The sequence below is a fragment of the Bacillus sp. FSL M8-0025 genome, from assembly GCF_037975475.1.
Classification (GTDB): Bacteria; Bacillota; Bacilli; order Bacillales; family Bacillaceae; genus Bacillus; species Bacillus subtilis.
This window is the reverse complement of the sequence record NZ_CP150258.1, coordinates 3369294-3389643: the sequence shown is the minus strand read 5'-3', so window position 1 is coordinate 3389643 and position 20350 is coordinate 3369294. Positions and strand designations below refer to the sequence as shown.

The 20350-nt window shown below is 45.3% G+C and carries 18 protein-coding genes and 1 pseudogene; 12 read left to right on the top strand and 7 right to left on the bottom strand.

Annotated elements, in window-relative coordinates; translation table 11 throughout:
* Positions 1-63: 63 nt before the first annotated feature.
* The 4 genes from MKX38_RS17565 to sacB form a co-directional block, all read right to left on the bottom strand.
* Complete coding sequence (locus tag MKX38_RS17565; protein WP_003228226.1) at positions 64-648, bottom strand: TetR family transcriptional regulator; 585 nt, start codon at positions 646-648, stop codon at positions 64-66.
* A gap of 94 nt (positions 649-742) precedes the next feature.
* A complete protein-coding gene (aspP, locus tag MKX38_RS17560) occupies positions 743-2305 on the bottom strand; it encodes an aspartate/proton symporter AspP (RefSeq protein WP_015384716.1) in 1563 nt (520 codons plus the stop codon).
* Between the two features lie 107 nt (positions 2306-2412).
* Positions 2413-3963, bottom strand: a complete 1551-nt coding sequence (gene levB / locus MKX38_RS17555; RefSeq protein ID WP_033883467.1) for a 2,6-beta-fructan 6-levanbiohydrolase — start codon at positions 3961-3963, stop codon at positions 2413-2415.
* A gap of 76 nt (positions 3964-4039) precedes the next feature.
* Positions 4040-5458, bottom strand: coding sequence for a levansucrase (gene sacB, locus MKX38_RS17550; RefSeq protein ID WP_024571701.1), 1419 nt, complete (start codon positions 5456-5458; stop codon positions 4040-4042).
* Between the two features lie 538 nt (positions 5459-5996).
* Between sacB and MKX38_RS17545 the strand changes: the two genes are divergently transcribed.
* The 4 genes and pseudogenes from MKX38_RS17545 (at position 5997) to padC (ending at position 9137) form a co-directional block, all read left to right on the top strand.
* The gene (locus tag MKX38_RS17545) at positions 5997-7352 is read left to right on the top strand and encodes a serine hydrolase (RefSeq protein ID WP_339187865.1); all 1356 of its coding nucleotides are present in this window, start codon (positions 5997-5999) and stop codon (positions 7350-7352) included.
* A 15-nt stretch (positions 7353-7367) separates the two neighbouring features.
* Positions 7368-8051 (top strand): broad specificity amino-acid racemase RacX, encoded by a 684-nt coding sequence (racX, locus tag MKX38_RS17540; protein ID WP_339187862.1) that lies wholly within the window; start codon positions 7368-7370, stop codon positions 8049-8051.
* 130 nt (positions 8052-8181) lie between these two features.
* A pseudogene (locus MKX38_RS17535) lies at positions 8182-8629 on the top strand (DUF3237 domain-containing protein).
* Positions 8630-8651: 22 nt separating this feature from the next.
* Positions 8652-9137 (top strand): phenolic acid decarboxylase, encoded by a 486-nt coding sequence (padC, locus tag MKX38_RS17530; RefSeq protein ID WP_003228238.1) that lies wholly within the window; start codon positions 8652-8654, stop codon positions 9135-9137.
* A gap of 26 nt (positions 9138-9163) precedes the next feature.
* Here padC and MKX38_RS17525 read toward each other — a convergent pair whose 3' ends face one another.
* The 3 genes from MKX38_RS17525 to slrR form a co-directional block, all read right to left on the bottom strand.
* Positions 9164-9355, bottom strand: a complete 192-nt coding sequence (locus MKX38_RS17525; protein WP_339187860.1) for a hypothetical protein — start codon at positions 9353-9355, stop codon at positions 9164-9166.
* Between the two features lie 2 nt (positions 9356-9357).
* A complete protein-coding gene (pnbA, locus tag MKX38_RS17520; RefSeq protein WP_339187857.1) occupies positions 9358-10827 on the bottom strand; it encodes a para-nitrobenzyl esterase in 1470 nt (489 codons plus the stop codon).
* Between the two features lie 74 nt (positions 10828-10901).
* Positions 10902-11360 (bottom strand): transcriptional regulator SlrR, encoded by a 459-nt coding sequence (slrR, locus tag MKX38_RS17515; RefSeq protein WP_003228245.1) that lies wholly within the window; start codon positions 11358-11360, stop codon positions 10902-10904.
* A 245-nt stretch (positions 11361-11605) separates the two neighbouring features.
* On the opposite strand from slrR, the gene MKX38_RS17510 reads away from it, so the two are divergent.
* The 8 genes from MKX38_RS17510 (at position 11606) to MKX38_RS17475 (ending at position 20350) form a co-directional block, all read left to right on the top strand.
* Entirely contained in the window at positions 11606-12310 is a 705-nt protein-coding gene (locus MKX38_RS17510; RefSeq protein WP_003228247.1) for a YveK family protein, read from the top strand.
* Positions 12311-12315: 5 nt separating this feature from the next.
* Entirely contained in the window at positions 12316-12999 is a 684-nt protein-coding gene (gene epsB, locus MKX38_RS17505) for a protein tyrosine kinase EpsB (RefSeq protein WP_003228249.1), read from the top strand.
* 234 nt (positions 13000-13233) lie between these two features.
* On the top strand, positions 13234-15054 hold the full coding sequence (locus MKX38_RS17500; protein WP_170939086.1) for a nucleoside-diphosphate sugar epimerase/dehydratase: 1821 nt from the start codon (positions 13234-13236) through the stop codon (positions 15052-15054).
* A gap of 11 nt (positions 15055-15065) precedes the next feature.
* Complete coding sequence (locus tag MKX38_RS17495) at positions 15066-16211, top strand: glycosyltransferase family 4 protein (RefSeq protein WP_212060880.1); 1146 nt, start codon at positions 15066-15068, stop codon at positions 16209-16211.
* Complete coding sequence (epsE, locus tag MKX38_RS17490; RefSeq protein ID WP_003244557.1) at positions 16208-17044, top strand: glycosyltransferase EpsE; 837 nt, start codon at positions 16208-16210, stop codon at positions 17042-17044. The genes MKX38_RS17495 and epsE overlap by 4 nt, the downstream gene beginning before the upstream one ends.
* Positions 17037-18191 (top strand): glycosyltransferase family 1 protein, encoded by a 1155-nt coding sequence (locus tag MKX38_RS17485; RefSeq protein WP_339187854.1) that lies wholly within the window; start codon positions 17037-17039, stop codon positions 18189-18191. Before epsE ends, MKX38_RS17485 begins: the two co-directional genes overlap by 8 nt.
* A complete protein-coding gene (gene epsG, locus MKX38_RS17480) occupies positions 18188-19291 on the top strand; it encodes a biofilm exopolysaccharide biosynthesis protein EpsG (RefSeq protein ID WP_015714749.1) in 1104 nt (367 codons plus the stop codon). The genes MKX38_RS17485 and epsG overlap by 4 nt, the downstream gene beginning before the upstream one ends.
* A gap of 24 nt (positions 19292-19315) precedes the next feature.
* Complete coding sequence (locus tag MKX38_RS17475; protein ID WP_032726900.1) at positions 19316-20350, top strand: glycosyltransferase family 2 protein; 1035 nt, start codon at positions 19316-19318, stop codon at positions 20348-20350.

Below are 20350 nucleotides of genomic sequence, written 5' to 3'. Positions count from 1 at the left end.
TTATGAATGAACGTCAGTCATTTTTAGGGCATTAAAAAATGAGCGGTGTTACCCAGTCATTTTTTAAGCAGTACCTAAGCTCCGTTTTAAGAAAGTGAAAATTTCCTTTTTATACACTTCAACATTTTCATCTTGTTCAAATCCGATATAGAATCGTTCCGCAGTATTCTCGACCAAGTTGATAATCGTTCTGGCCGTCCATTTTGAATTGATTCCTTCCGTTACCTCATGGTTTGCAATGGCCTTGTTGATGATTTGTTCAAGCCAGGAATAATAAGGCTGATAGATCGTCTCCCATTTTTCCATGGAGTGGTCGATCGCAAGCCCGGAATAACAGAGGACAATAATATCCTTATGGCGTTCTGTAATGAGAAATGTCTCATCAATTAATATATCTAAAACGGTCCAAAAATCTTCGTCCCCATGCAGCCTACCTTTGATTTGATCAAGTGTATGGGTGAGAAGATTTTCTGCAATGGCCGGTATGAGGGCATTTTTAGATGAAAAATACAAATAGAATGTTCCTTGGGCAGTGCCGGCCTTTTTGACAATATCAGAAATAGAAGCCTTGTCGAGGCCTTTTTCAGAAATGACTTCTATGGCAGCCTGCAAAATTTTTTCATATTTGCCCGATGTTTGTTTTGGCATGAGGAACACCTCCAGTAATGACTGACTCTCATTCATTTTATCGCGTGTATGTTTGTTTGTAAAGAATAAAGAAGCAAGAAAACCTCTTGCTTCTTTATTTATCGTAATCAATGGCGGCTTTTGGGAGACCGGTATACTTTGCCCAGTAATAAATCGCAAGTGAGCCGATCGCGACTAAAATGAGGTCGACGGGATTGCTGATAATCCCTAAACCATGTCCGAAAGAACCGATGTAGGAAAAGATCAGCATCATAATATAAAACCCGATAAGCCACCAGGCTGATTTCAGCTGCTGAGCAAGGCTGACATCTTCTTTAGGCGTATATTTGCTGAAACAGAGATAGATCAAAAACATCACGAGTTGTGAACCGAGCAGCCAGGAGACTGTTTTCCATCCTGACCAGTACACGATAAACGCTGTAAATATAAAGGAAAGCGGCCCGATAATGCTCATTCCCTTTAAATAAAACGGCCTGTTTAAGTCCTTCGCGTTGACCCTCAGCGCAGCTGAAGAAATGGGTGCAATCGCATATGAAAGAATGAGCGCGACTGAACAGACATTGACGAGCGCGTTCCACGAAGGAAAGGGAAGTGTCCAGAAAATGGACAGGGCAAACGAAAGCCAAAGCGAAGCGCGGGGTGTCCCCGTATCTTTATTGACCTTTGAGAATATGCCAAATAATGTGCCGTTACGCGCCCAGGCGTAAACAAGGCGGGATGTCGTATTCATAAAGATATTCCCGTTTCCTCCGGGAGACAGAATGGCGTCTAAAATGACAAGCGTTGCAAGCCAGCCTAACCCGAGCATGACCGCAATATCCTTAAACGGCAATGAGAACTCCCGGCCAATTGCCGGCCAGCCATGTTTCAGTGTTTCTGTCGGGATTGCACCAATAAAGGTGACCTGCAAAACAGTATAAATGATGGTTGAAACGATGATGCAAATGATTAAAGCGATCGGGATATTGCGTTTTGGATTTTGGACTTCACCTGCTACAGATACAATCGGATGCAGGCCGAGATACGCAAACATCACGCCGCCTGTCGAGATGGCAGCCTGAATACCTGTAAATCCAAACGGTGCAAATCCTTCAACAGATAAATTCTCCGGCTGAAAATGAAAGATCAGCACAATAATGATGGTAATCGGCACAATATATTTAAAAATCGATATGATGAAATTCGCCTTAGCGAAGGTTTTGACGCTCCAATAATTCAGCAGGAAAAACAAGCATAATAGGGCAAACTGCAAGATCCAGCCGGAAATGGTCGGCGAATCAGACCCTTTAATGGTCAGGCCGGGAAACCAATAGGCCACATACTGGCGCACAGCTGTCACTTCAATTGAAATCAAGCTTGTATAAGCGACAATCGTGACAAACGAAATTAAGTAGCCGACAAGGTGGCCATGTGAATAAACGGGGTATCGAATGATGCCTCCGGTACGGGGCAGAGCGGCTCCGAGCTCCGCATATACAAGCCCTATTAACAAAATAATGGCTCCTCCGAGGATCCAGGAAAAAGCGCCGGAGGGCCCTGCTTTTGAAGCGACATTACTGACAGCGAACAGCCACGCTGATCCAAAGATGGCTCCCATCCCAATCAAAATCAGATCAAACAGCGACATTGATTTTTGAAAATTTCCTTGTTTAGACATTCGCTTCCTCCTTTGAAACCAGCCTTATATTCCTTACAATGCCCAATATGTAACAGAGAATACCGCTCCTAATAAAAAAACAGGGGCAGCCTGCGCCGCCCCTGTTTTTATTCATGAATCGAATCAAAGTGTTTCACTGTTATATTTTTGAAGGAGGCTGTGCCGCCGTCAGAATAAAGGGTAATTCCTTTATCTTCAGGCTTTGGGAAGACTTCATTTGAAAAAACGGTTTTCCCGTCGCCAACAAATACTTCTATCGTTGTTTTATCGACAAGTATTTTTAAATGCACCTTACGTTTGCTTACATCATAAGGAGCTTTGCTTTCGACATAGGTATTGCTTTTGTCAGGCTGATTTGTGGCTGCTCTATTGACATAAGCATAGCCGCCTTCAGCGAAAATACCGACATCAATATGGCGTTTTTGGTCTTCTGATTCTCTGAGCCTGACGCCTGCATTCTTTAGCTCTGACCAAGAAAGATCCGTATCAAGCTGGTACGTATCACCTGTTATCGACAATGTTTTTGATCCGTTCACATCCTGATCCTCTATTTCGTCAGTTGAAACAGTCAGCTGCTCCAAAGCTTCAATCGGCTGTGAGACGAGGCTGTATGTTCCATCCTGCTCCTTCAGCCGGAGTTCGCGTATGACAGAATCTGTGCCGTTAAAGCCGTTCTTCATTGTCGGGGTGTTGTTGGCATAATCCCAATTGTTCATCCAGGCAAGCGCATACCGCTTTTCTAATGGATCTGTGCTTTTGCTGTCTTCGAACGTCACACCGCCATACCAGTCGAAGCCATAGTCAAGCCATTGGGCTTCAGTCTGATCCGCTTTGAATTCTTTTCCGTCGAAGCTTCCGGTCCAGTAGGCGTACGTATTTGGTTTGCCCCACGGTTTGCCATTCGCGCTGGCACCGAGAACCCACTTATTCGTTCCGTCGCTTGCCCGCATCATGTAGAGGTCGGGACATTCCACCATTCCCGCCTGTTCTGGGAAGAATCCGCTTGTGTAATGCCAGTCCTTAAGATTATCGGATTCATAAAAGCCGATTTTTGATCCTTCAGCCATGACCATGACCCATTTGTTATCCTGGTCATCCCATATGACTTTCGGATCTCTGAAATCGTCTGTACCCGGATTAGGCATAACGGGGTTGCCACTGTAGAATTTGAATGATTTTCCTTTATCTGTGCTGTACCACAAATATTGTTCCTGTTTTTTGTCTTTGGCTGAGGGCTGTGTCACAATCGCGACAAGCGCATTTTTCCCGAAGCCGGCTGTGTTCTCTTTATCCACCACGACGGAACCGGTCCAAATATCACCGTCCGGGTTTGTATATTTCGGAATCGCCACGCCTTCATCGGTCCAGTGCACCAAATCCTCTGAGACGGCATGGCGCCATTCTGTGCCGTTGCCTTTTGGGTAATCCCGGTTATATAGATAGAAATAATGATACTTGCCATCAAAATAGATCGGTTTTTGAGGGTCATTTTTCCATTTATCCGGCGTCGTAAAATGATATGCCGCCCGGTAGTCCGGCTTCTGTTTTGATTTTGTTTTTTGGTCATGTTCTTCTTTTGGAAATAAGTCGATAAACAGCAATATTCCTAAAAAGGTTAGGAATACGGTTAGCCATTTGCCTGCTTTTATATAGTTCATATGGGATTCACCTTTATGTTGATAAGAAATAAAAGAAAATGCCAATAGGATATCGGCATTTTCTTTTGCGTTTTTATTAGTTAACTGTTAATTGTCCTTGCTCAAGGATGCTGTCTTTGACAACAGATGTTTTCTTGCCTTTGATGTTCAGCAGGAAGCTTGGCGCAAACGTTGATTGTTTGTCTGCGTAGAATCCTCTGTTTGTCATATAGCTTGTAATCACGACATTGTTTCCTTTCGCTTGAGGTACAGCGAAGTGTGAGTAAGTAAAGGTTACATCGTTAGGATCAAGATCCATTTTTAATACAAGGCCAGTTTTGTTCAGCGGCTTGTATGGGCCAGTTAAAGAATTAGAAACATAACCAAGCATGTAAATATCGTTAGACGTAATGCCGTCAATCGTCATTTTTGATCCGCGGGAGTCAGTGAACAGGTACCATTTGCCGTTCATTTTAAAGACGTTCGCGCGTTCAATTTCATCTGTTACTGTGTTAGATGCAATCAGCGGTTTCATCACTTTTTTCAGTGTGTAATCATCGTTTAGCTCAATCATACCGAGAGCGCCGTTTGCTAACTCAGCCGTGCGTTTTTTATCGCTTTGCAGAAGTTTTTGACTTTCTTGACGGAAGAATGATGTGCTTTTGCCATAGTATGCTTTGTTAAATAAAGATTCTTCGCCTTGGTAGCCATCTTCAGTTCCAGTGTTTGCTTCAAATACTAAGTATTTGTGGCCTTTATCTTCTACGTAGTGAGGATCTCTCAGCGTATGGTTATCGCCTGAGCTGTAGTTGCCTTCATCGATGAACTGCTGTACATTTTGATACATTTTGCCGTCGCCGTCAAAGATTGATTTATGATCCTCTACACCGTTGATGTTCAAAGAGCTGTCTGATGTTGATACGTTAACTTGTGCAGTTGTCAGTGTTTGTTTGCCGTAATGTTTACCGGAGAAATCAGTGTAGAATAAACGGATTTTTCCGTCAGATGTAAATGTAGCTGAACCTGACCATTCTTGCGTTTGGTCTTTTAGGATAGAATCATTTGCATCGAATTTGTCGCTGTCTTTAAAGACGCGGCCAGCGTTTTTCCAGCTGTCAATAGAAGTTTCGCCGACTTTTTGATAGAACATGTAAATCGATGTGTCATCCGCGTTTTTAGGATCTCCGGCTAATGCAAAGACGATGTGGTAGCCGTGATAGTTTGCAACAGTGCCGTCAGCGTTTTGTAATGGCCAGCTGTCCCAAACGTCCAGGCCTTTTGCAGAAGAGATATTTTTAATTGTGGACGAATCGAATTCAGGCACTTGATATTTTTCATTTTTTTGCTGTTCAGGGATTTGCAGCATATCATGGCGTGTAATATGGGAAATGCCGTATGTTTCCTTATATGGCTTTTGGTTGGTTTCTTTCGCAAACGCTTGAGTTGCGCCTCCTGCCAGCAGTGCGGTAGTAAAGGTTAATACTGTTGCTTGTTTTGCAAACTTTTTGATGTTCATCGTTCATGTCTCCTTTTTTATGTACTGTGTTAGCGGTCTGCTTCTTCCAGCCCTCCTGTTTGAAGATGGCAAGTTAGTTACGCACAATAAAAAAAGACCTAAAATATGTAAGGGGTGACGCCAAAGTATACACTTTGCCCTTTACACATTTTAGGTCTTGCCTGCTTTATCAGTAACAAACCCGCGCGATTTACTTTTCGACCTCATTCTATTAGACTCTCGTTTGGATTGCAACTGGTCTATTTTCCTCTTTTGTTTGATAGAAAATCATAAAAGGATTTGCGGACTACGGGCCTAAAGAACTAAAAAATCTATCTGTTTCTTTTCATTCTCTGTATTTTTTATAGTTTCTGTTGCATGGGCATAAAGTTGCCTTTTTAATCACAATTCAGAAAATATCATAATATCTCATTTCACTAAATAATAGTGAACGGCAGGTATATGTGATGGGTTAAAAAGGATCTCTAACTGAAGGATTTTTCAAAATATTTGAAACGTTAGTAGGTTAGTAACGTACAGAGATATGGGAGGTGGAGGAATGAAGCAGAATAAAAGAAAGCATCTTCAGATGTTATTTGAGACATTAGGCGAAAAACATCAGTTTAACGGGACGGTTCTGGCTGCGGAGGGTGGCGATATTTTATATCATCACTCTTTTGGTTATGCGGAAATGACGGAAAAACGCCCGTTGAAAACCAACTCTTTGTTTGAGTTAGCGTCTTTGTCAAAGCCTTTTACAGCATTGGGAATCATCTTGCTGGAGGAGAAGGGGATTCTTGGCTATGAAGATAAAGTGGATCGCTGGCTGCCCGGTTTTCCGTATCAGGGCGTAACGATTCGGCATTTATTGAACCATACGTCAGGGCTTCCTGATTATATGGGATGGTTTTTTGCCAATTGGGATTCACACAAGATTGCGGTGAATCAGGATATTGTCGATATGCTGATGAATGAGGGGCTATCTGGTTATTTTGAGCCGAATGAAGGCTGGCTGTACAGCAATACGGGGTATGTGCTGCTGGCGGTTATCATTGAAAAAGCATCTGGCATGAGCTATGCGGATTTTATGAAAACAAGTATTTTTTCACCGGCCGGCATGAATGAAACAAGAGTGTATAACAGGAGGCTTTCGCCTGAGCGAATTGATCATTATGCATATGGATATGTGTATGATGTACATTCCGAAACATACGTCCTCCCTGATGAGCTGGAGGAAACGAACTATGTTGTGTATCTCGATGGCATACAGGGAGATGGGACGGTTAACTCTGTCACAAGCGATTTGTTTCGATTTGATCAGGCTTTATATCAGGACGATTTAATCAGCAAGGCTTCTAAGGAATCTGCGTTTTCTCCAGTGCGCCTCAACAATGGAGAAACAATTGATTATGGCTTTGGCTGGGTGCTGCAAAACAGTCCTGAAAAAGGGCGGATTGTCAGCCACAGCGGAGGATGGCCCGGCTATTCGACGATGATGATCCGATATATAGATCATCGTAAAACGCTGATCTATTTGAGTAATAAGGAAGAGGATACTGAATATGAACAAGCGATTCTGAAGGCGGCGGAACATATTCTATTTGGCCAGCCATATGAGGTCCCGGAACGTCCTGCTGATAAAAAGAAAAAAGCAATTGATACGGCGATATACAGCCGCTATGTTGGCAGCTACCTGTTGCAGGATGGGACGGCTGTACAGGTGACAGCCGAGAATGAACGGCTTTATTTGGAGATCGCCGGACAGCTGAGACTGGAGTTATTTCCTTCCTCGGAAACCCGTTTCTTTCTGCGAGCATTGTCTGTTGAAGTCGAGTTTACATTAGGTGAGGATGCTGCGAAAAGCTTTATCCTCTATGAGGATGGCTCAGAGGAAGAAGCGGTCCGTACGAAGTAGAAAGGAATGAATTTGATGATCGGAATATTAGCCGGAATGGGGCCGAAATCGACCTCGCCGTTTATTGATAAGGTGATTGATTACTGTCAGAAGCTGTATGGGGCTTCAAACGATATTGACTACCCGCACATGATGATCTATTCATGCCCGACGCCCTTCTATGCAGATCGTCCAATTGACCATGACGAGATGAAAAAAGCGATTATCGACGGAGCGGTAAAGCTCGAGAAAACAGGAGTGGATTTCATTGCGCTGCCTTGTAATATGGCGCATGTCTACTATGAAGAGATTCAGCAGGCATTGTCGGTTCCTATGTTGCATATCGTTGAGGAAACGATAAAAGAGATTCCGCATCCTGCAAAAAAAGCGGTGGTTTTAGGAACAGAGCCAACCATCCAATCCGCCATCTACCAAAAAGTTCTGAAGGCAAATGGACAAGAAGTTGTTCACAAGGACCATTGGCAGCAGGCTGTGAACCAGCTTATCGCCGCAATCAAACAGCCAAATCATATGGAGCATTCAAAAGCATTGTGGCAGACGCTATATGAAGAAATCAGTCAGCATGCAGACATCATCATTTCAGCCTGCACGGATTTAAATGCGGTGTTAGATCATACTCAAAGTGAGATTCCGATTATAGATTCCTCTGCCTGTCTTGCCAAAAGCACTGTCAGCACATATCTTGCATATCAAAGCTAGCTTCAGACAAGGACTGTCTTCAAACAGTCCTTGTTTTTTTATGTTCCTATTGTTTGACAGTTAACTGCAATAGTGTTAAATTAAACATGTAAATAGTTACATGATTTTTTCTGAAGGTGAGGTGGTTCTCGTGAAGAAGCCGGTTTTAAAACCATTCGCCTCTTTAGAAATCAAGGTTGATCCGCCTATCACGATTGGTGAGACAGGCCTGGGACTGAGACGATTCATTCCGATTCGTTCGGGAACAATAACCGGGGAAGTAAAGGGACGTATTTTGCCGAGCGGTGCCGATTCGCAAATGATTCGCGCTGACGGCAGAACCGATTTATCTGCCAGGTATGTGATCGAAACAGCAGATCCTGAACTGAGTTACATTGAAAATACGGCAAGTCAGCGAGCCGTTTCGAAAACAAGCGGCAGCCGGGGAAATCATTGATCCGGAGCATGTTTATTTTCGTACGGTACCGACGTTTGAAACAGGCAGTAGAGTCTATCAATGGCTCCATGACCGCTTGTTTATCGGTTCCGCAGAAAGAACCCCTGATTACGTTCGACTAGACATTTATGAAGTACAGTAAAAGACTAAGGAGAGTGTGAAAGATGGAAAACTTTATCGGAAGCCACATGATTTATACGTATGAAAACGGCTGGGAATACGAGATTTATATTAAAAATGACCATACAATTGATTATAGAATTCATAGCGGAATGGTTGCCGGACGCTGGGTTCGGGATCAGGAAGTGAATATTGTCAAACTGACAGAAGGCGTATATAAAGTGTCTTGGACAGAGCCGACTGGCACGGATGTTTCATTAAACTTTATGCCAAATGAAAAACGCATGCACGGCATTATTTTCTTCCCGAAATGGGTGCATGAACATCCTGAAATTACGGTTTGCTACCAAAATGACCACATTGATTTGATGGAGGAATCCCGCGAAAAATATGAAACGTATCCAAAATACGTTGTACCTGAATTTGCGGAAATTACATTTCTGAAAAATGAAGGAGTCGACAACGAAGAAGTGATTTCGAAGGCTCCTTATGAGGGAATGACAGACGATATTCGCGCGGGAAGATTATAATAAACATAAAAACCCGGAAAAGAGAATTACTTCTCTTTTCCGGGTTTTCTTTTTGCTGAGTATGCGGGAACCATCACAATTCCCGTGAAAAACAGTATGATGCCAGTCCAGCGCATAGGCTGGTAATAGACTGTGTCCCGTAAACATACCACGGCCGACAAAATAATGATACAAGCTGCCACAACAATGGCAGCACCAATGTATCTTGTTTTCCCCATATTTATTCTCCTTTTGAAGGGAATAGCTTCTGCCTTTTTTCAGATTCGGGATCGTTTTCGATCGTAATCTCTGAATCTAAAATCAGCGTCTCTCTCGTTTCTTCCTGATACGCCGGCCAATTCACAGCTTCGGTGCTTGGGTTTCCTGTTTTGGCGAATGTGATCCATGCTGATTGTATCGAGTGAGAAAGCTGTTTCACCTCATCCGTAACCTCCGCTTTTGCCATTCGTTCTAATCCGTCCAGATTTCCAAAGACAAAAGGAAGCTCTAATGCGTGAAACGCTTTATTGTACGGCGGCTTCTCCGGGTGCCAATCGAACCGGTACATCCAGACAGGTGCGTAATGAGACTGTGCGGATGCATAGGCGACGGCAGGGCGCCAAAATAATAAATCAGTCATCATATGAATTTGGCTTTCCAGAGAACGCGGATACAAATCGGCAGCTTTCTCTGCCAGCGGCTTCCCTAGTAAATACTCGAGTGCTGCATCAAGCGTTTCCTGAGAATGAACGTCTGAATCCGGGGTGAAAAATAAATATCCTTCATCACGGGTTGTTCCAATCAATAGCGGAATGCCGGAAGCAGCCCCTTCTGCGATCGCTTTTTCTGGTTCTTCAGGCAGCGTTTTCGGATCAAGGGCGGGCTGGAAGAACAGCTGAAAGATATTTTCTTTTTCTGCAATCCGAAGCTGATCAGCCGCTTTTAGCAAATCTTCCGCAGAAACCGTATGCAATTTATCCAGTTGGCCCTCGTCAATCCCAAGGACCTGTAAAAAGGCTGCCGAGGTGCTCGCCGCTTGTTCTTTCGTCATCGTTCGAGAAGCGCCGCTTTCCATGATTGCTTTCTGGAACAGGCCTTTTGCCGCAGGCATAGCGAGAAGCGCGGCAATGCTCATCCCGCCGGCGGATTCTCCAAATACTGTTACGTTATCGGGATCACCGCCAAACGCTGAAATATTCTCCCGCACCCATTTCAGTGCGGCGGCTTGGTCTAAAAGCCCAAGGTTATCGGAATACGCCTCATCAAACGAAGACAAGTGCAAAAAGCCAAACGGCCCCAGCCGATAGTTCAATGTAACGACAATGACTTCTCCCTGTGCCGCAAGTTTTGATCCGTCATACAATGGCTCACTGCCCGCTCCAAGATAAAAAGCGCCTCCGTGAATCCACACCATGACAGGAAGATTTTGACTTGGAGTGTCAGGCGCAAATACATTGACATACAAGCAATCCTCGGACTGGCGGGGCAGCTCTGTATACGACAGTGAGAGCAAATCAGACGGCTGCGGGCAAATAGGGCCGTACGCTGTGGCATCAAGGACATCTTCCCACACTTCAGGCGGCTCAGGTGCTTTAAAACGCCATTGTCCGACAGGCGGCTTGGCATAGGGGATGCCTTTCCACTTATGTACGCCGTTTTCCGTTGTGCCTTTTACTTTGCCGTATTGAGTCGTTACTATTTGATGAGTCATTGTGTTCTCTCCCTTTTTCCCCCATTATAAACAGATTTACCCTATAGATGCGAACGTTAGCCCTTAACCGATCATCATCTTCCCATTGTTTTTAAAAAGGATTTGACTTCATGGACAGTCAGACCGATTTCTCTTGCTTCCGCCATCAGCGCTTTCCATTCTTCTATATTGGATTCCGTCAGTTTGCGGTTGCGGTAAGAGGCAGTTTCAGGCTGTTCTTTCTTTAGCCTGTTCGTAAAAGTGAACAATTCTTCCTTTTCCATCCCGGCTTGTACGGCTTGCACTAAATGTACGCGCCATTCTTCTTCACCGCCGCTGATTTTTTCATACATCATTGTTTCTGCGTCAAATAATTCTGTTAATTCAACTTCCAGTGTGGCAGAAACTTTTTTTAAAAATTGAACGGACGGATTCGTGTGAACGCCTCTTTCAATCTTGCTTAAATAGGATTTGGATACGCCTGACTCAACAGCCAGCTGATTAATAGAATAGCCTTTTCTTTTACGGTACAAACGGATAATTCTTCCAATCATAATATGAAATTCTCCTCTATTCCTGTCGTTATTTCGTTCATTATAAGGAATTTTTCGTTCTTTATAAAATTTAAAATAATAAGGGAAGTGCAGTAAATTAGAGGAAAATCACGTTTTTGTTCTCTAAAGAGAACTTATTGGCTTATTTTGCAATTTTTAAATAATAACGTTTTCTTTTATAATCCAATCATTAACAGAAAGGGGCGCGGGAAGCCAGCCGCGGGAAGGCTGAAGGCTATGAATACATGAATGAGAATATGAGTTTCAAAGAATTATATGCGATTGTCAGACACAGATTCGTGCTGATTCTGCTCATCACAATCGGCGTCACCCTTATTATGGGTTTTGTGCAATTTAAGGTCATTTCACCGACCTACCAGGCGTCGACACAGGTGCTGGTTCATGAATCAGACGGTGAAGAAAACTCGAATCTCAGTGACATCCAGCGAAATCTTCAGTATAGCAGCACGTTCCAATCGATTATGAAAAGCACTGCCTTGATGGAAGAAGTTAAGGCGGAATTGCACCTATCTGAATCGGCTTCCTCGCTGAAAGGAAAAGTGGTTACCAGCAGTGAAAATGAATCAGAAATCATTAACGTTGCCGTTCAGGATCACGATCCGGCGAAAGCAGCTGAGATTGCGAACACGTTAGTGAACAAGTTTGAAAAAGAAGTAGATGAAAGAATGAATGTACAAGGCGTACATATATTATCAGAGGCGAAGGCTTCTGAAAGCCCGATGATCAAGCCGGCCAGGCTGCGAAATATGGTCATGGCTTTTGGCGCTGCTGTCATGGGCGGCATTACACTGGCATTTTTTCTGCATTTTCTCGATGATACATGCAAAAGCGCACGGCAGCTCAGCGAGAGAACCGGATTGCCATGCTTAGGCTCCGTTCCTGATGTCCACAAAGGGCGGAATCGCGGGATAAAACATTTCGGGGAGTGAAGCGAGTGATCTTTAGAAAAAAGAAAGCAAGGCGAGGTTTGGCTCAAATATCTGTTTTACACAATAAATCAGTTGTTGCGGAACAATATCGCACCATTCGGACAAACATTGAGTTCTCATCTGTCCAGACCAACTTGCGATCTATCCTCGTCACCTCCTCTGTGCCTGGTGAAGGTAAATCGTTCAGTGCAGCGAATCTTGCGGCTGTCTTTGCGCAGCAGCAGGAAAAGAAAGTACTGCTGGTGGATGCCGATTTAAGAAAGCCGACCATCAACCAGACGTTTCAGGTTGATAATGTAACCGGGCTGACAAATGTGCTGGTCGGCAATGCTTCACTCAGTGAGACGGTGCAAAAGACGCCGATCGATAACTTATATGTACTGACAAGCGGGCCGACCCCGCCAAACCCGGCAGAACTGCTGTCTTCAAAAGCAATGGGAGATTTAATATCTGAGATCTATGAACAATTCAGCCTCGTCATCTTTGATTCCCCTCCTCTTTTGGCTGTTGCAGATGCTCAGATTCTAGCAAATCAGACAGACGGCAGCGTGCTCGTCGTTTTAAGCGGAAAAACAAAAACCGATACCGTTCTGAAAGCAAAGGATGCACTGGAACAATCCAATGCGAAGCTGTTAGGCGCTCTTTTAAACAAAAAGAAAATGAAAAAATCGGAACACTATTCCTACTAGTTTTTGTAAAGGTGATGTCTCCTGACCTGTATCAATGGAGGCACTCGGCTCTGCTGTGGGCAGCTGAAGTTGCTGCCTTAGATGCTGGTCGTCGCTGGCGGGGCGTGAGGATGGGTTAAATGCCCACTTATCTCATATATACATAGGAGGTATTGTCGGTTTAGCTGCTGCCGATTTTTTGGAGAGACGAAAACCGCCGCAGCTAAACCGATAAAAGAATTAGGGGGGAAAAGGTTGAGTTACCGGAGAAGACTGTCAATGATTATTGCGCTGGATACTTACCTCGTTTTAAATTCAGTTATTGCAGGATATCAATTTTTAAAAGATTCCTATCAATTTTATGACTCCGGAGCATTACTGCTTACCGCTGTCAGCTTGCTCCTCAGCTATCATGTGTGTGCTTTCCTGTTCAATCAGTATAAACAGGTGTGGACATACACCGGACTCGGCGAGCTGATTGTCCTGCTTAAGGGCATTACGCTTTCCGCCGCTGTGACCGGTATCATTCAGTATGCTGTGTATCATACGATGTTCTTCCGTCTGTTAACCGCGTGCTGGGTGCTTCAGCTTTTGTCTATTGGAGGGACCCGTATTTTATCCAGAGTATTAAACGAAAGCATCAGGAAAAAACGTTGCGCCTCGTCCCGCGCGCTGATTATCGGGGCGGGCTCAGGTGGGACTCTGATGGTCAGGCAGCTGCTTTCGAAAGATGAACCTGATATCATACCTGTCGCTTTTATTGATGACGACCAAACGAAGCATAAATTAGAAATTATGGGACTGCCCGTAATCGGCGGTAAAGAAAGTATCATGCCTGCGGTGCAAAAGCTCAAAATTAATTATATTATTATTGCCATTCCTTCACTCCGCACCCATGAGCTTCAGGTGTTATATAAAGAATGTGTGCGAACCGGAGTAAGCATTAAAATTATGCCTCATTTTGATGAAATGCTGCTTGGCACACGAACTGCCGGACAAATCAGAGATGTAAAAGCTGAGGACTTGCTCGGCAGAAAGCCGGTAACCCTCGACACTAGCGAAATTTCGAACCGCATCAAAGGAAAAACAGTTCTCGTCACGGGAGCGGGCGGATCCATCGGCTCGGAAATCTGCCGTCAGATCAGCGCGTTTTTGCCTAAGGAAATTATTCTGCTCGGCCATGGGGAAAACAGCATTCATTCGATTTATACAGAGCTGAATGGACGATTCGGCAAACACATTGTGTTCCATACGGAAATCGCTGATGTGCAGGACCGCGATAAAATGTTTACCTTGATGAAAAAATACGAGCCGCATGTTGTCTATCATGCAGCTGCCCATAAGCATGTGCCTTTAATGGAACACAATCCAGAAGAGGCGGTCAAAAACAATATTATCGGAACAAAAAATGTCGCGGAAGCAGCCGATATGTCGGGAACTGAGACATTCGTGCTGATTTCATCGGACAAAGCGGTGAACCCAGCCAACGTAATGGGGGCGACAAAACGATTCGCAGAGATGATTATTATGAATCTTGGGAAAGTCAGCAGAACCAAATTTGTTGCTGTTCGCTTCGGCAATGTACTCGGGAGCCGCGGCAGCGTCATTCCAATTTTCAAAAAACAGATTGAAAAAGGCGGCCCGGTGACAGTAACACATCCGGCAATGACCCGCTATTTCATGACGATTCCCGAGGCATCAAGGCTTGTGATTCAGGCTGGGGCACTGGCGAAAGGGCGTCAAATTTTCGTTCTCGATATGGGAGAGCCCGTAAAGATTGTGGATCTTGCCAAAAACCTCATTCATTTGTCCGGCTACACGACTGAGCAGGTTCCAATCGAATTCACAGGCATTCGTCCGGGCGAAAAAATGTATGAAGAATTGCTGAACAAAAATGAAGTCCATGCTGAACAAATCTTTCCAAAAATTCACATCGGTAAAGCGGTGGACGGCGATTGGCCGGTGCTGATGCGCTTTATCGAGGATTTTCATGAGCTGCCGGAAGCCGACCTGAGAGCGAGGCTGTTTGCTGCAATCAATACATCAGAAGAAATGACGGCTGCCAGCGTTCATTAGGGGGAGTGAAAATGACGAAAAAGATATTGTTTTGCGCGACTGTTGATTATCATTTTAAGGCCTTTCACCTCCCTTATTTTAAATGGTTCAAGCAAATGGGCTGGGAGGTTCATGTCGCCGCGAACGGACAAACCAAGCTGCCGTATGTGGATGAGAAATTCTCCATCCCGATTCGCAGGTCACCTTTTGACCCTCAGAACCTGGCCGTTTATAGGCAGCTGAAGAAAGTGATTGACACCTATGAATACGACATTGTCCATTGCCATACACCGGTCGGCGGCGTTCTCGCCAGACTGGCGGCGAGGCAGGCACGGCGGCACGGAACAAAGGTGCTGTACACAGCGCACGGATTTCACTTCTGCAAAGGAGCACCAATGAAAAATTGGTTTCTTTACTATCCGATCGAGAAATGGCTTTCAGCATATACGGACTGCCTGATTACGATTAATGAAGAGGATTATAAACGGGCGAAAGGACTTCAAAGGCCGGGCGGAAGGACGCAGAAAATTCACGGCATTGGCGTCAATACCGAGCGTTTCCGGCCTGTCAGTCCGATAGAGCAGCAAAGACTCAGAGAAAAGCACGGATTCCGTGAAGATGATTTTATATTGGTTTATCCGGCTGAGCTCAATCTGAACAAAAACCAGAAGCTGTTAATTGAAGCCGCAGCCTTGCTAAAAGAAAAAATTCCCTCGCTTCGCCTTGTGTTTGCCGGGGAAGGGGCAATGGAACAAACGTATCAAACGTTGGCTGAAAAGCTTGGCGCTTCCGCCAATGTCTGTTTTTACGGCTTTTGCAGCGACATACATGAGCTGATTCAGCTTGCGGATATATCTGTCGCATCCAGCATTAGAGAGGGCCTCGGCATGAATGTGCTTGAGGGAATGGCGGCAGAAAAACCGGCGATCGCCACAGATAATCGCGGGCATCGGGAAATCATTCGCGACGGAGAAAACGGTTTTCTGATCAAAATCGGTGACAGTGCTGCTTTTGCCCGCCGGATTGAACAGCTTTACCATAAGCCGGAGCTCTGCCGAAAGCTGGGACAGGAAGGCCGAAAAACAGCCTTGCGCTTCTCGGAGGCGCGAACGGTGGAAGAAATGGCAGATATTTATTCCGCGTACATGGATATGGATACAAAGGAGAAAAGCGTATGAACTCAGGACCGAAAGTTTCTGTCATTATGGGCATTTATAATTGCGAACGCACTTTGGCAGAAAGCATAGAATCTATTCTCAGCCAATCCTATAAAAATTGGGAGCTGATTTTGTGCGATGATGCGTCAACAGACGGCACGCTCCGTATCGCGAAGCAGTATGCCGCTCATTACAGCGACCGCATCAAACTGATTCAAAACAAAACAAATAAGCGGCTTGCCGCATCATTAAATCATTGTCTTTCGCATGCGACAGGCGATTATATCGCACGTCAGGACGGAGATGACCTTTCGTTTCCGCGCCGTCTGGAAAAGCAGGTCGCGTTTTTAGAAAAGCACCGACACTATCAGGTGGTTGGCACCGGCATGCTTGTGTTTGATGAATTTGGCGTAAGAGGCGCCCGCATTCTGCCTTCTGTTCCGGAGCCGGGCATCATGGCAAAAGGGACTCCATTTTGCCACGGCACGATTATGATGAGAGCGAGTGCCTACCGCACGCTGAAAGGCTACCGGTCGGTGCGGCGGACGAGACGAATGGAAGATATTGATTTGTGGCTTCGCTTTTTTGAAGAGGGCTTCAGGGGCTATAATCTTCAGGAAGCCTTGTATAAAGTGAGGGAAGACAGCGATGCATTCAAACGGCGGTCATTTACGTATTCAATCGACAATGCCATTCTTGTCTATCAGGCGTGCAGACGCTTGAAGCTTCCTTTATCTGATTACATATATATCGCAAAACCGTTAATTCGCGCCTTTATGCCTGCAGCTGTGATGAATCGCTACCATAAAAAAAGAGTGATGAACCAAAAGGAAGGGCTTGTCAAGCATGAATAGCAGCCAAAAGCGCGTGCTCCATGTTCTCAGCGGCATGAACAGGGGCGGCGCGGAAACCATGGTAATGAATTTATATCGGAAGATGGACAAAAGCAAAGTGCAATTTGATTTTTTAACGTATCGAAATGATCCGTGCGCTTATGATGAAGAGATTTTATCTTTAGGCGGGCGGCTTTTTTATGTCCCGAGCATTGGGCAAAGCAATCCCCTTACATTTGTGAGGAATGTGAGAAACGCGATAAAAGAAAATGGGCCGTTCAGCGCCGTTCATGCGCACACGGATTTCCAAACGGGTTTTATCGCCCTTGCGGCAAGGCTAGCCGGAGTGCCGGTCAGGGTATGCCACTCCCACAATACGTCTTGGAAGACCGGCTTCAACTGGAAGGATCGATTGCAGCTGCTCGTGTTCAGGCGGCTCATTTTGGCAAATGCGACAGCGCTGTGTGCCTGCGGAGAGGATGCGGGCAGGTTTTTATTTGGACAGTCCAATATGGAGCGGGAGCGTGTTCACCTTCTTCCTAACGGGATTGACCTTGAGTTGTTCGCCCCAAATGGGCAGGCGGCTGATGAAGAAAAAGCAGCACGCGGCATTGCAGCCGACCGGCTCATCATCGGCCATGTGGCCCGGTTTCATGAAGTGAAAAACCACGCGTTCCTGCTGAAGCTTGCCGCACATCTCAAAGAAAGAGGCGTTCGCTTTCAGCTTGTTCTTACAGGAGACGGGCCGCTGCGAGGGGAGATAGAGGATGAGGCGCGGCAGCAGAATTTGCTATCAGACGTCCTCTTTTTAGGCACGGAAGAACGGATCCATGAACTGATGCGAACATTCGATGTATTTGTCATGCCGTCTCTGTACGAAGGCTTGCCGGTTGTGCTTGTGGAAGCGCAGGCGTCGGGGCTTCCATGCATCATTTCAGACAGCATTACAGAAAAAGTCGACGCCGGTCTCGGGCTTGTCACAAGATTAAGTCTTTCTGAGCCGATCAGCGTCTGGGCTGAAACCATTGCAAGGGCGGCCGCCGCAGGCAGGCCGAAGCGTGAGTTCATCAAAGAAACACTCGCTCAACTTGGCTACGATGCACAGCAAAATGTAGGAGCGCTGCTGAATGTATACAACATCAGCACGGAAAAGGACCATAACCGATGATTGTATATGCCGTCAATATGGGGATTGTATTTATTTGGTCTTGGTTCGCTAAAATGTGCGGCGGCCGTGACGATTCGCTTGCCACGGGGTATCGGCCGAATAAGCTTTTGATCTGGATTCCGCTCGCTTCACTTGTGCTCGTGTCAGGTCTCCGCTATCGAGTCGGCACGGATTTTCAGACGTACACGCTGCTGTACGAATTGGCGGGCGATTATCAAAATGTGTGGCAGATATTCGGTTTCGGCACAGCGAAAACAGCGACAGATCCGGGGTTTACCGCACTCCTTTGGCTGATGAATTTCATCACGGAAGATCCTCAAATCATGTATTTTACGGTGGCGGTCGTGACCTACAGCTTTATTATGAAGACACTCGCCGACTATGGCAGGCCGTTTGAGCTGAGTGTCTTTTTGTTTTTGGGAACCTTTCATTACTACGCGTCTTTTAACGGCATCAGGCAATACATGGTGGCAGCTGCTTTGTTTTGGGCGATCCGTTATATCATCAGCGGGAACTGGAAGCGATATTTCCTGATTGTGCTGGTCAGCTCGCTCTTTCATTCGTCGGCGCTGATTATGATTCCGGTGTACTTTATTGTCAGAAGAAAAGCCTGGTCTCCGGCGATATTCGGCCTATCCGCTTTATTTCTCGGCATGACATTTTTATATCAAAAATTTATTTCTGTGTTTGTCGTTGTACTTGAAAACAGCTCATACAGCCATTATGAAAAATGGCTCATGACGAACACAAATGGAATGAATGTGATCAAAATCGCTGTTTTGGTTCTGCCGCTGTTCCTTGCATTTTGCTATAAAGAACGATTGCGGAGTCTGTGGCCGCAAATCGATATTGTCGTCAATTTGTGCCTGCTTGGTTTTTTGTTCGGCCTTTTGGCCACAAAGGACGTGATTTTTGCCAGATTCAATATTTATTTCGGTCTGTATCAAATGATCTTAGTCCCTTATTTTGTCAGGATATTTGATGAAAAATCGAACGCCCTTATCTATATCGCTATCGTTGTTTGTTATTTTCTTTACAGTTATTTGCTTATGCCGGTTGATTCATCGGTTCTGCCTTACAGAACGATTTTTTCCCGGTAATTTATGCACGAGGAGCCGGTCATTATGGAAACACCTGCGGTTAGTCTGTTAGTCGCTGTTTATAACACAGAAACATATATCAGAACGTGTCTCGAATCACTGCGGAACCAGACAGTGGACAATATTGAAATCATCATTGTCAATGACGGTTCAGCTGACGCCAGCCCGGATATCGCAGAAGAATACGCCAAAATGGACAACAGGTTCAAGGTGATTCATCAGGAAAACCAGGGACTCGGTGCGGTTCGGAATAAAGGCATTGAAGCGGCACGCGGCGAATTTATCGCGTTTATCGATTCAGACGATTGGATTGAGCCTGATTATTGCGAGCAGATGCTCCGGGCAGCAGGCGATGAAACTGATCTGGTCATTTGCAATTACGCCGCAGAGTTTGAGGACACTGGCAAAACCATGGACTCTGACATTGCCCAAACCTATCAGGATCAGCCGAAGGAGCACTATATCAAGGCGTTATTCGAAGGGAAGGTCAGAGGGTTTTCATGGAACAAACTGTACAGAAGAAGCATGATTGAAGCCCATCGGCTATCGTTTCCGCTCCGAGGCGAGCTGGAGCATGTCGAGGATCAGTTTTTCAGCTTCAGGGCTCACTTTTTCGCCCGCTCAGTATCCTACGTAAAAACGCCGCTCTATCATTATCGAATTCACCTTTCCTCCATTGTGCAGCGCTATCAGAAAAAATTGTTTGAATCAGGACTTGCGCTGTATGAGGCGAATGCGGCGTTTTTACAGGAGAACAACAAACTGGAGGAGTATCGCAAGGAGCTTGATACCTTTATCGTTCTTCACAGCAGCATCTGCATGCTGAATGAATGGAAAACGAGCGGCAGCCGCCGACTGTTTGAAAAGCTTAGAAATGTTGGCGTGATATGCGCGGACCCGGTGTTTCAAGAAAGTCTTTCAAAAACGGGTACTGCTCCTTTTGACGCAAAACGGTCATGCCTGCTTCTGATGGCGAAATACAGAATGATTCCGTTCGTCGCGATGGCATCGGCTGTGTATCAGCGGGTGATCGAGTACAAAATGAGAAACAGAGGGTGA